Here is a 10,964-nt window from a genome sequence, read left to right as displayed (position 1 = left end):
GCTACGGCGTCCCCGCCCACGAACTCCTGCACCGCGCCGGCCAACGCAAACTCATCGGCGGCCAAGAAGACCAACTCATCGACATCGCCCTAGAAATCAAACGCGAGCAAGAAAACGGCACCGCGGTGGCGCGCTGAGTCCGCTGCTATCGAGCACGGACAGGGCACACCGATCACCATCGAGCCAAAGCGACCGGTGCCGCCATCACGCGGACCGCAAGGTGGCTGTGCGGCACAAGATTTCGTCAAGCCGCGTCGTCTGCTGCCCCCTCGCCGTCGGCCGCGCTCGCTCGACTCGGATGAGAACGCCACCCGGTCAGCGGAACACCGCCGCATCTCGCGCGCCACGTCGTGGCAGGGTCGCATCCGTGACACACACTTCTGAACGAATCGGCGTCGGCGAACACGATCTGCGCGAAATCCAGTTACCCCAAGGGATTTTGCGCTATTACGACACCGGTTCGGAGTCAGCGACGGCCTCGCCGGTGCTGTTCCTGCACGGTTCAGGTCCCGGAGTCACCGGATGGCGCAATTTCCGCGGCGTGTTGCCCAGCTTTGCCGAGCACTTCCGCTGCATCGTCCTGGAATTCCCCGGTTTCGGCATCAGCGACGACTTCGGCGGCCACCCGATGGTCACCGCGTTCGGCACCGTCGCGCCGTTTCTGGATGCCCTCGGCGTCGGCAAGACACACATCGTCGGCAATTCGATGGGCGGCGGGGTGGGCATCAACTTCGCCATCGGCAATCCGGGCCGCATCGACCGGGTGGTGACGATCGGCGGCATCGGGGCCAACATCTTCAGCCCCAGTCCCAGTGAGGGTATCCGGTTGTTGCAGGAGTTCGTCGAGGACCCGACCCGGCAACGGCTCGTCGACTGGCTGAAATCGATAGTCTACGACCAGTCGCTGGTTACCGAGGAATTGATTGAGGAACGCTGGCGCTTGGCTACCGATCCGGACACTCTGTCCGCCGCGCGCCGCATGTATGGCAAAGCAGCGTTCGCTGCGATGAACACGGCGTTGCACACCTCCGATCAACCGTTGCCGTGGGCGACGATGCACAAATTGACTGCACCCACATTGCTGACGTGGGGCCGAGATGACCGAGTGAGCCCACCTGACATGGCGCTCATCCCGATGCGCACCATCCCCAACGCCGAACTCCACATCTTCCCGAACTCTGGACACTGGTCGATGATCGAAGCCAAGCAAGCATTCGAAAGCACTGTGCTGGCCTTCCTGTCGCGGCCTCACTCATGAAGTGACAACGGGCTACTTCTCACCAGTCTTGCCACGGGATAATCGTGCGCAGCGGCGTGCTGATTACCGGGTGTCCCAAGGTTGAAGCCGGAAGCCCGACTTCAGCGGCAGCGAACGCGGTCGCGCACGAGCTGCGAGGTGCTGATCGCATTGTCCTCGAGATAGAACAGTCGGATCCGCGCGAATGTCGGCCCGGCTGGCCATGTTCCAGTCCTCGACGTACCGCTAGGGTGCAATCCATAGGGTGCCATTGATGCCCCTAGAATTCGATGCGGATGGTGTCGGTTATCGGCCGGGCTTGACAGCCCAATATCAAGCCCTCGGCCCGATCTTCGGGTCCCAGCACATCGCCGCCTGCCATCTCGACCTCACCGGAAATCACGGTGGCCACGCAGGAGCCGCAGTGTCCTTCACGACACGAGTGCGGCACGTTGATCCCGGCGTCCAGCATCACCTCGACGAGGGTCTGCTCGCGCGGCCAGCGCAGGCGGTGCCTCTCACCGTCTAGCTCGACGTCGACGATGGCCGCCTGCACGTCGGTGCGCAGCGCAGCGGCTTGTTCTCCGACTTCTGCCATACGGTTGATTGTTGGCATGCCAGCGTCTGATGTCGTGGTCTGATTCCGATGGACGGGAGGTCACCATCGCGGCGTCCGGTCACCGGGACATCCCCTCGGAGTTGGGCCGCTGAGGACCTATGGTGGCATCCGTGACGAGTGGCAGAAATGACCGGTTCGAGCCGGATATCGACGTGGTGGTGGTCGGTGCAGGCTTCGCTGGGCTCTACGCGCTGCACAAGCTGCGTTCTAACGGGTTGACAGTCAAGGTGTTCGAGGCGGGCCCGGACGTGGGCGGCACCTGGTATTTCAACCGGTATCCCGGCGCCCGCTGCGACGTGGAAAGCGTGGACTACTGCTACTCCTTCTCCGATGAGCTGCAACAGGAGTGGGACTGGTCGGAGAAGTACGCCACCCAAGCCGAGATCTTGCGCTACATCAACTGGGTCGCCGACAGGCTCGATTTGCGCCGCGACATCGTTTTCAACACCCGCGTCACGGCGGCGGTTTTTGACGAGGAAAGCCAGCGGTGGGCGGTGACCACCGAGGCCGGACACCGGATCACGGCGCGGTTTTGTGTGATGGCTACGGGTCCGTTGTCGGCGGCGATGACCCCGCCTTTTGCCGGTCTCGACAGTTTCGCCGGCGCGATCTATCACACGGCGACATGGCCACATGAGACGGTCGACTTCACCGGCAAGCGGGTTGCGGTGATTGGGACGGGATCCTCAGGTATCCAGTCGATTCCGATCATTGCCGAACAGGCTGCGCATCTCTATGTTCTTCAGCGCACCCCGAATTACAGTGTGCCCGCGGGCAACCGGGTGCTCACCGACGACGACCGCGCGCGGGTCAAGGCTGATTACGCTGAGCGCAGACGGTTATCGTGGCGCAGCGGCGGCGGCTCACCGCACATCGCTCATCCGAAACTGACGATGCAGGCCAGTCCCGAGGAACGTCGGGCTGCGTTCGAACAGCGGTGGGATCTCGGGGGGGTACTCTTCTCGAAGACCTTCTCTGATCAGATGATTGACCAGGCCGCCAACGATGAGGCCCGCAAGTTCTACGAGGAGAAGGTCCGTGCCGTCATTGACGATCCCGCGGTGGCCGAGCTGCTGATCCCCACCGATCATCCGATCGGCACGAAGCGAATCTGTACTGACACCAACTACTTTCAGACGTTCAACCGTCCGAACGTAACGTTGATCAGTGTGCGCAACACGCCCATTGAATCGGTCGATGCCAGCGGTATCACCACCAGCGACGCCCATTACGACGTGGACGTGATCGTGTTGGCGACGGGTTTTGATGCGATGACCGGCGCACTGGCCAAGATCGATATCGTAGGTCGGGGCGGCAAAAAGCTGCGCGATGCCTGGAGCAACGGGCCGCGTACATATCTGGGTTTGGGCGTTGACGGTTTTCCCAACCTGTTCGTGGTGTGCGGCCCCGGCGCACCCGCGGTGCTGGCGAACATGGTGTTGCACGCCGAGGCGAATGTGGATTGGATCGCGGACTCCATCAAATATCTTGACGATCACGGCTACACCGCGATCGAGGCGACTTCGGATGCGGTCGACAACTGGGTTGCCGAGTGTGCACGCCGCGCCGAATCGACGCTGTTCACCAAGGCCGATTCCTGGTACATGGGCGCCAACGTGCCCGGAAAGCCGCGGGTATTTATGTTGTTCCTCGGAGGTTTTGGCAGCTATCTCGACATTTGCAACGCGGTCGCCGAGGCCGGGTACAAAGGGTTCTCGTTGCTCAAGGCGCCATGATGGCGAATTTGTCAGGTCGTGTGGCGCTGGTGACCGGCGCGGGGCGCGGAACCGGGCGCCCTCACTGCGAGCGATTCGCCGAAGAAGGCGCCGATGCCATCGCGCTGGACGCTGGCGACAACGGTGTCCAGGCACTGCAAAGTCGCGCGGTGAACTCCGGGTGCGCCGTCGTTGACGCCGGCCTTCTCGCTAAGGCCTAGCGGATACGCGGATGGGTGTGTACGCGGTTACCGGGTCGGCATCGGGCATGGGTCGCGCTGTCGTAGAGAAACTGCGGGTCGGCGGTCATCGTGTGATTGGTGTCGATATCCACGACGCCGAGGTCGTCGCCGACCTGTCGACGCCTGACGGGCGGCAGGCGGCAGCTGCTGCCGTGTCTGCTGCCACCGACCGTCGGCTCGACGGTATCGTGCTGGCCGCCGGAGTGGGTCCCGTCCCCGGCGCGGGTAGTGCGACCCGAATTTTGGAAGTGAACTTTTTCGGGGTGGTCGAGTTAGCCGAGACTTGGCGGCCCGCGCTGGCCGCCGCGGGCAACGCGAAAGTAGTTGTCGTTAGCAGCAATTCGTCGACAACCATGCCGTTGGTGCCCAAACGTGCCGTGCGGGCGCTGCTCAAGCGCGATGCTGCCGCGGCCCAGCAGGCGCTGCGAGTGTTCGGATCTACCGCACCCGCGATGGCCTATGGCGCTTCGAAGATCGCGGTCGCGCGCTGGGTGCGGCGCAACGCGGTCAGCCCGGCGTGGGCGGGGGCGGGCATCCGGCTGAATGCGATCGCCCCGGGCGCGGTGATGACCCCGCTGCTCGAGGCGCAGTTGGCCGCGCCGCGTCAAGCCAAAGCGGTCCGTTCGTTCCCGGTGCCCCTTGATGAGTTCGGTGACCCTGCTCAACTCGCGGACTGGATGGTGTTCATGCTCTCAGATGCTGCCGACTTTCTATGCGGCAGCGTGATTTTCGTCGATGGCGGCTCTGATGCCTACTTGCGGACTGACGACTGGCCCGACCGGGTCCCCGCCCCGCAACTGCTGCGCTATGCGTGGCGGCTGGCGATGTTCGGCCGCCGGCGGTCCCGTCGACCGCACTAATCATCGCGCCGCCGAACAATCGGCGGTCAGGGTCGCACACCCATCGCGCCGCAGATCGGCGCCACCCAGCCCAACCTCGAGGAGGACCCGATGTGCTCATCGAGACCCGCTGCGATATCAGCAGGTATCGCTTCGGGGCGACGTCGGACCAGATCGACGTGGACCAACACGATCTCGAGTGTTCCCGACAACCGCTGCCGGTGTCGGTCGACGGTGAACGACATCAGGTGCACGACCTTGGCTGAGCGCTGCAATACACGGGCATATACATCGACCGTGTCGTCTTTGATCAGTTCGCTGTAGTAGCGCAGGTGGTGCTCGGCGGTGAAGAGACCGAGACGGCGCTTCGCGCGGTAGGTCTCGTCGACCCCGATGCGGCGCACCAGCGCATCGGCCGCGTCGGAACCGAAATCCAGATAGTGCACCACGTTCATGTGCCCGTTCCCGTCGATGAGGTCACTGGTCACGCGGCGCGTGATAGCACAAGACAATTCGGCTACTTGAGCAGCCGACGGCAGGCGTTGCTCCGCCGCGTGGGGTGCCTGTTGGTCTGTGCCGCATCGAAGTGCTGATCGCTGGTCCTGGTTCACAGTTTGAGGCTAGGCCCGATGATGACGTGCAGCCGTACCGGTCCCAGCTAACGGACACTCGCTGACCGCCAGCGACGATGACACTTCGCTGGGCGAGGCCCTCTAATTCCGGCGTCCGCTCACTGGGAACAGCGTCCAGTAAGGCCGGGACTTCGATACATCATCAATAGGCCCACACACGTAAGGACAGAGATATGAGCGAGCGGGTCATTGACCAGGTAGCCGCGGCGGCCGACCAGCTGCGCGAGCAGGCCGGCGAAGCCGAGCGGATCGGTCGTCTCACCGACGACACCGTCAAGATCATGAAGGCAGCCGGATTGATCCGACTGCTACAGCCCAAGTCCCACGGCGGCCTGGAGGTCCATCCCCGCGAGTTCGCCGAGACGGTAATGGCCACGGCAGCATTGGATCCGGCGGCGGGGTGGATCGTCGGTGTCGTGGGCGTGCATCCCTACCAGTTGGCCTACGCGGACCCGAAGGTCGCCGCCGAGATCTGGGCTGATGACGTCGACACCTGGGTGGCGTCTCCGTACGCGCCGCAGGGCGTGGCCAAGCCGGTCGACGGCGGCTACCTGTTCAACGGGCGGTGGCAGTTCAGCTCCGGCACCGACCACTGCGACTGGATCATCCTGGGCGCCATGCTCGGTGACGAGAATGGCGTCCCGTTGATGCCGCCGCAGATGCTGCACATGATCCTGCCGCGCAAGGACTACGAGATCGTCGAGGACTCGTGGAATGTGGTGGGGCTGCGGGGCACCGGTTCCAAGGACGTGATTGTCTCCGACGCGTTCGTGCCGGCCTACCGGACCATGGACGCCACCAAGGTGATGGACGGCACCGCCCAGCGCGAGGCCGGGATGACCGAGCCGTTGTATCTGATGCCGTGGTCGACGATGTTCCCGCTGGGCATCTCCGCGGCGACGATCGGCATCGCCGAGGGGGCACTGGCCGCGCACCTGGACTATCAGCGCGAGCGCGTCGGCGCCACCGGAACCGCGATCAAGGACGACCCGTATGTCATGCACGCGATCGGCGAGGCGGCCGCCGACATCAACGCCGCGCGCCAGGAACTGCTGGCCAACGCCGACCGCATCTACGACATGGTCGCCGCCGGTAAGGAGGTGTCGTTCGCCGATCGCGCGGCTGGGCGTCGCACGCAGGTGCGCGCGGTGTGGCGCGCGGTGTCGGCGGTCGACGAGATCTTCGCCCGCTCGGGCGGTAACGCGGCACGGATGGACAAGCCGCTGCAGCGGTACTGGCGTGACGTCCACGTCGGCCAGATGCATGCCATCCACGTACCCGGCACGGTGTATCACGCGTCGGCGCTTAGCTCACTGGGCGTCGATCCGCAGGGTCCGCTGCGGGCGATGATTTAACCGGATCGAGAATCCTAAAGAAGGCAAGTGACATGACCGACCTGAAAAGCCTTGGTTACATTACGATCTCGACAAATGACATCGACCGTTGGCGGCAATTCGCCTTCGGGGTGCTGGGTTTCGCGGAGGGCAAGGGTCCGGACCCGTCGGCGCTGTATCTGCGCATGGATGAGCGCGCCGCCCGGTTGATCGTGGTGCCGGGTGAGACCGATCGGGTGCTCACCATCGGCTGGGAGGTCCGCGACCACCCGGCGCTACAGCGGGTCAAAGCGGCCCTCGATGGCGCCGGGGTGCCGTTCAAACAGTTGTCGGTCGAGGAGGCCGAGGCCCGCCGGGTCGAAGAGGTGATCACCTTCGACGACCCGGCCGGCACCGCACTCGAGGTGTTCCACGGCGCGGTGCTCGATCACAGCCCGGTCGTCACCCCGTTCGGCGCGAGGTTCGTGACCGGCGATCAGGGCCTGGGCCATGTCGTGGTACCGGCCATGGATCCGGGCGGTGTGTTCGACTTCTACACCGAGGTGCTGGGATTCCGGTCGCGCGGCGCGTTCCGGGTGCCGTTGCCGAAAGAGTATGGCCCCGTGCGGGTTCGCTTCCTCGGCATCAACGAACGACACCACAGCCTGGCGATCTGTCCGGCCGCGCACATGCGTGACCCGCGCCTGGTGCACATCATGGTCGAGGTCGACACCCTCGACGCGGTGGGCCAGGCGCTGGACCGGGTCAGCGCCGAGGGCTTCCAGTTGTCCTCGACGCTGGGGCGGCACACCAACGACAAAATGATCTCCTTCTACGTCCGGGCGCCCGGCGACTGGGACATCGAATTCGGCACCGAAGGCATGCGGGTCGACGAAAACCATTACACCGCAGAAGAAATCACCGCCGACAGCTACTGGGGCCACCAATGGGTCGGCGAAATGCCAGCGGCGATGCGCCCATAACACCCTGATCCTCGACCAACCGCGGCCTGCCAGATTCGACCTACAGACGGTCGTCGATCAACTCATGCGCAGAATTTGGCGGCTACCGTAGCGGAGCGGCTCACATGTCCCTGGGCACCCGGTCGGCGTAATCGATAGGGGCACGCTGCGGCGGGATGACCCGCGCCGAGGCGGCCACCCCGCGGAATGCTGAGCTGCTGTCCCTGACCTGCACTGATCCCTCTCGTCGTCAGCGATAACCGGGGTGGCCGACCGTCGACTCTCCGCACGCTGTGTGACAACAACCACATGCTTATGGTACAAAAAGCGATATCTCTAATAGAGATATCGCTGTCCGACGCAATGGAGCTTTGGAGGACCAATGTCAGCGCCCTTGGAATCAGCCACTCCCACTGCCGTCATCGACCGCATCTCGTTGCTCCTTGACGCCTTCGACGGCCCGGGGCGCTTGACGCTGGCCCAGATCGTGCGGCGCACGGGTCTGCCGCGCTCCTCGGCACATCGGATGCTCGAGCGCCTGGTACATCTGCGGTGGCTACGCCGCGAGGGCCGTGACTACGAGCTGGGCATGCGCCTGGTCGAACTGGGGTCGTTGGCCGTGCACCAGGACCGCTTAGTCCGTGCGGCCGCTCCCCTACTCGGCGAATTGCACCGCGCCACAGGGCTTGTCGTTCATTTGGCGGTGCTGGACGGACCCGACGTGGTCTACCTCGACAAAATCGGTGACCGGCTGCTTAACGTGATTCCGACGCGGGTCGGCGGCCGCCAACCCGCGCACTGTACCGCGGTCGGCAAGGCGCTGTTGGCCTATGGCGACCAGGAGCTTGCGGTCGACTTGGACGCCCGCAAGACGAAGTATTCGGTGTCCACCAGCTCGCAACTGGCCGCCGAGCTGGCCAAAGTGCGCGCTCACGGCGTCGCCGTCGAGCGCGAAGAATCGCTGCTGGGCTTTGGCTGCGTGGCAGCCCCGATCGGTGGTCCCGGCGAGGCGATCGCCGCGGTGTCGGTATGCGCGCCGATGAATCGCATGGTGTTCGATCAGCGGCTGACCACCCCGGTCCGTATGACCGCGGTGAGCATCTGGCGCAATATCGAAGACGGTGCCCACCGGGTGACCCCCACCCTGCAAGTGCCGCGGCCACTGCTGCCCCAGCGTCCGCTGCCCGCCCCGCAGCCCAACCTGCAATACGCATGAGCCTCGATCCCCAGATCGCCTCGCTGATCGACGACCTCGATGCGGGCTTTCCGCCGGTGCACACGATGACGGGTGCGCAGGCACGCGCGGCCATTCGCGAACGGTTGGTGGTCCCCGCCCAACCGGAACCGGTCGCGGCGGTCCACGACCAGACCATCCCGGGCCCCGGTGCCGACATCGCGATCCGGATCTATCGACCCGCCGGTCACGCCGAGGACGCAAGCCTGCCAATCCTGGTGTACGCCCACGGCGGCGGATTTGTGTTTTGTGACCTCGACAGCCATGATGGCCTGTGCCGCAATCTGTCCAACCTCGTTCCCGCCGTGGTGATTTCGGTAGGCTACCGGCGGGCTCCGGAAAACCCCTGGCCCGCTGCGGCCGAGGACGTTTACGCGGTGACTCGTTGGGCCGCACACCTCGCTGGCGCCGTCGGCGGCGATGCACCCGCGATCATGGTGGGCGGGGACAGCGCGGGCGGCAACCTAGCTGCCGTGGCGGCGCTGATGGCGCGCGATCGCGGCGGACCTACGATTGCCGCGCAGTTGCTGCTCTACCCGATGCTGGCCGCGAAATTCGACACCGAATCCTATCGACTATTTGGCAAGGGCTTCTATAACCCGAAGCCGGCGCTGCAATGGTATTGGGACCAATATGTGCCGGCAGCCGCTGACCGCGACCACCCTTACGCCTCGCCGCTGCGCGCAGACCTCCACGGACTGCCGCCTGCGGTCATGGTCACAGCCGGCCATGACCCGCTTCGTGACGAGGCCATCGCCTACGCCGATGCCCTGCACGTCGCGGGTGTCTGCACGCGGCGCTGCGATTTTGACGGCGGCATCCACGGCTTCATGACCATGCCGATGCTTGACATCGCCCACCAGGCGCGACGTCAAGCATCCGAGGAGCTGGCCGCCCTGGTGCCGTGATTTAGCACTACGGTGATTTGGCGCGGCGCGGGCTAGCCGGTCTGCTCGTCGACCTTGGTGGGCGGCCCGTAGCGTTGTTCGGGATCGAGCACACAATGGGTTCGGCCGAACACGGTCACCATGCACTTGTTGTTGTGGTTGCACCGGCTGCGCGTGGCCGGATCGGTGATCATTTTATTGACCAAGTCGGGTTCGCGCAGTAACGCCCGCCCCATCGCCACGAAGTCAAACCCCTCACCGATACCGGTCTCGACGTGGTCACGATTGGTGATGCCACCCAACAGGATCAGCTTGGTGTTGCGCACCACCGGCACGAATTGGCGTGCGGCCTCAAGCATGTAGAGGTCGCGATACGGGTAGCTGCCCATCACACGCTTGCCGGCCAACCTGATAGCGGGCCGCAGCGCGGCCGGCATGACGCGGGCGAACTCTCGCACCGGCACGTCGCCGCGGAACAGATACATCGGCTTGAAGACCGAAGACCCTTGGGTCAGTTCGATCGCGTCCAGCGTGCCGTCGACGTCGAGGAGCTGCGCTGTGCGCAGCGCCTCATCGATCCAAATGCTGCCAGGCAGACCGTCATCCATATCCAACTTCGCGATGACGGCGATCTGACCGGCCGCCACCTCTCGGACCCGTTCGGCGATCTCGCGCACCAATCGGGAGCGGTTGTCGATGGATCCGCCGTACTCGTCGCTGCGCCGGTTGATCCGCGGGCTCAAAAAGGAGCTCGGCAGATAGAGGTGCCCGAAATGCAGTTCGACCGCGTCGAATCCGGCCTCGATGGCCACCTGAGTGGCCGCGCAGAACTGGCCGATGACCGTCGAGATCTCCTCGCGTGTGATCGCACGGCAGTAGGCCAACGATGTCGGATTGATGAACCGGCTCGGAGCCAGGGCCGTCACGCCGGTCAGCGCCCTGGGGGCCACCACCCCGGCGTGGCCCAGCTGGGCCGAGATCGCGGCGCCGCTCGCGTGCACGGCATCGGTGAGCCTGCGCAAACCGGGCAGAGCCTGTGAGCTCATGACGATCTGGCCGGGCGCGCTGGCACCCTCGGGCGCGACACAACAGTAGGCAACTGTGGTCATGCCCACGCCCCCGTCGGCGAATGCTCGATGAAAGGCGATCAGATCATCGGTGACCAAGCCCTGCGGCGATCGACCCTCGGAGGTGGCCGCCTTAATGACCCTGTTGCGCAACGTTGCGGGCCCAAGCTGGACGGGGCCGAATAAAGAACTCACCTGCCTACCGTGATACGGATCT

At 64.7% G+C, this 10,964-nt stretch carries 10 protein-coding genes and 2 pseudogenes; 9 read left to right on the top strand and 3 right to left on the bottom strand.

The window, feature by feature from the left end; translation table 11 throughout:
- Both MAAFP003_RS12720 and MAAFP003_RS12715 read left to right on the top strand, forming a co-directional pair.
- A pseudogene (locus MAAFP003_RS12720) lies at positions 1–137 on the top strand (4-hydroxy-2-oxovalerate aldolase); the annotation flags it as partial.
- Between the two features lie 230 nt (positions 138–367).
- Positions 368–1,258: an alpha/beta fold hydrolase gene (locus MAAFP003_RS12715; protein WP_165796363.1), complete on the top strand. Its 891-nt coding sequence runs from the start codon at positions 368–370 to the stop codon at positions 1,256–1,258.
- Positions 1,259–1,517: 259 nt separating this feature from the next.
- Here the strand turns inward: MAAFP003_RS12715 and MAAFP003_RS12710 are convergent, their stop codons facing one another.
- Positions 1,518–1,835, bottom strand: a complete 318-nt coding sequence (locus tag MAAFP003_RS12710) for a 2Fe-2S iron-sulfur cluster-binding protein (protein WP_096287418.1) — start codon at positions 1,833–1,835, stop codon at positions 1,518–1,520.
- A gap of 131 nt (positions 1,836–1,966) precedes the next feature.
- On the opposite strand from MAAFP003_RS12710, the gene MAAFP003_RS12705 reads away from it, so the two are divergent.
- The 3 genes and pseudogenes from MAAFP003_RS12705 to MAAFP003_RS12695 all read left to right on the top strand — a co-directional run bounded on the left by MAAFP003_RS12705 (position 1,967) and on the right by MAAFP003_RS12695 (position 4,673).
- Positions 1,967–3,592 (top strand): flavin-containing monooxygenase, encoded by a 1,626-nt coding sequence (locus tag MAAFP003_RS12705; RefSeq protein ID WP_096291095.1) that lies wholly within the window; start codon positions 1,967–1,969, stop codon positions 3,590–3,592.
- A pseudogene (locus MAAFP003_RS12700) lies at positions 3,592–3,702 on the top strand (SDR family mycofactocin-dependent oxidoreductase); the annotation flags it as partial. The gene MAAFP003_RS12705 and the pseudogene MAAFP003_RS12700, both read left to right, overlap by 1 nt.
- A gap of 101 nt (positions 3,703–3,803) precedes the next feature.
- Positions 3,804–4,673, top strand: a complete 870-nt coding sequence (locus MAAFP003_RS12695) for an SDR family oxidoreductase (RefSeq protein WP_096287416.1) — start codon at positions 3,804–3,806, stop codon at positions 4,671–4,673.
- A gap of 26 nt (positions 4,674–4,699) precedes the next feature.
- Here the strand turns inward: MAAFP003_RS12695 and MAAFP003_RS12690 are convergent, their stop codons facing one another.
- Positions 4,700–5,140: a thioesterase family protein gene (locus tag MAAFP003_RS12690; RefSeq protein ID WP_243393900.1), complete on the bottom strand. Its 441-nt coding sequence runs from the start codon at positions 5,138–5,140 to the stop codon at positions 4,700–4,702.
- 317 nt (positions 5,141–5,457) lie between these two features.
- Between MAAFP003_RS12690 and MAAFP003_RS12685 the strand changes: the two genes are divergently transcribed.
- The 4 genes from MAAFP003_RS12685 (at position 5,458) to MAAFP003_RS12670 (ending at position 9,701) form a co-directional block, all read left to right on the top strand.
- The gene (locus MAAFP003_RS12685; protein ID WP_096287414.1) at positions 5,458–6,639 is read left to right on the top strand and encodes an acyl-CoA dehydrogenase family protein; all 1,182 of its coding nucleotides are present in this window, start codon (positions 5,458–5,460) and stop codon (positions 6,637–6,639) included.
- 32 nt (positions 6,640–6,671) lie between these two features.
- Positions 6,672–7,580 carry a biphenyl-2,3-diol 1,2-dioxygenase gene (gene bphC, locus MAAFP003_RS12680; protein WP_096287411.1) on the top strand — a complete coding sequence of 303 codons (909 nt, stop codon included), beginning with the start codon at positions 6,672–6,674 and terminating at the stop codon, positions 7,578–7,580.
- A 361-nt stretch (positions 7,581–7,941) separates the two neighbouring features.
- Complete coding sequence (locus MAAFP003_RS12675; RefSeq protein WP_096287409.1) at positions 7,942–8,775, top strand: IclR family transcriptional regulator; 834 nt, start codon at positions 7,942–7,944, stop codon at positions 8,773–8,775.
- Positions 8,772–9,701 carry an alpha/beta hydrolase gene (locus MAAFP003_RS12670; protein ID WP_096287407.1) on the top strand — a complete coding sequence of 310 codons (930 nt, stop codon included), beginning with the start codon at positions 8,772–8,774 and terminating at the stop codon, positions 9,699–9,701. Before MAAFP003_RS12675 ends, MAAFP003_RS12670 begins: the two co-directional genes overlap by 4 nt.
- A 32-nt stretch (positions 9,702–9,733) precedes the next feature.
- Here MAAFP003_RS12670 and MAAFP003_RS12665 read toward each other — a convergent pair whose 3' ends face one another.
- A complete protein-coding gene (locus tag MAAFP003_RS12665) occupies positions 9,734–10,942 on the bottom strand; it encodes an NADH:flavin oxidoreductase (protein WP_096287405.1) in 1,209 nt (402 codons plus the stop codon).
- Positions 10,943–10,964 lie beyond the last annotated feature (22 nt).

It is taken from the genome of Mycobacterium ahvazicum, from assembly GCF_900176255.2.
In the GTDB taxonomy this organism is placed as follows: Bacteria; Actinomycetota; Actinomycetes; order Mycobacteriales; family Mycobacteriaceae; genus Mycobacterium; species Mycobacterium ahvazicum.
The sequence above is the reverse complement of the archived record's forward strand: the minus strand, read 5'-3'. Positions and strand labels throughout refer to the sequence as shown.

What these genes read in the sequence shown, in the direction of transcription:
- MAAFP003_RS12710 (WP_096287418.1), bottom strand. Translation starts at nt 1,835, where the DNA reads ATGGCAGAAGTCGGAGAACAAGCCGCTGCGCTGCGCACCGACGTGCAG.
- MAAFP003_RS12695 (WP_096287416.1), top strand. Translation starts at nt 3,804, where the DNA reads ATGGGTGTGTACGCGGTTACCGGGTCGGCATCGGGCATGGGTCGCGCT.
- MAAFP003_RS12685 (WP_096287414.1), top strand. Translation starts at nt 5,458, where the DNA reads ATGAGCGAGCGGGTCATTGACCAGGTAGCCGCGGCGGCCGACCAGCTG.
- bphC (WP_096287411.1), top strand. Translation starts at nt 6,672, where the DNA reads ATGACCGACCTGAAAAGCCTTGGTTACATTACGATCTCGACAAATGAC.
- MAAFP003_RS12675 (WP_096287409.1), top strand. Translation starts at nt 7,942, where the DNA reads ATGTCAGCGCCCTTGGAATCAGCCACTCCCACTGCCGTCATCGACCGC.
- MAAFP003_RS12670 (WP_096287407.1), top strand. Translation starts at nt 8,772, where the DNA reads ATGAGCCTCGATCCCCAGATCGCCTCGCTGATCGACGACCTCGATGCG.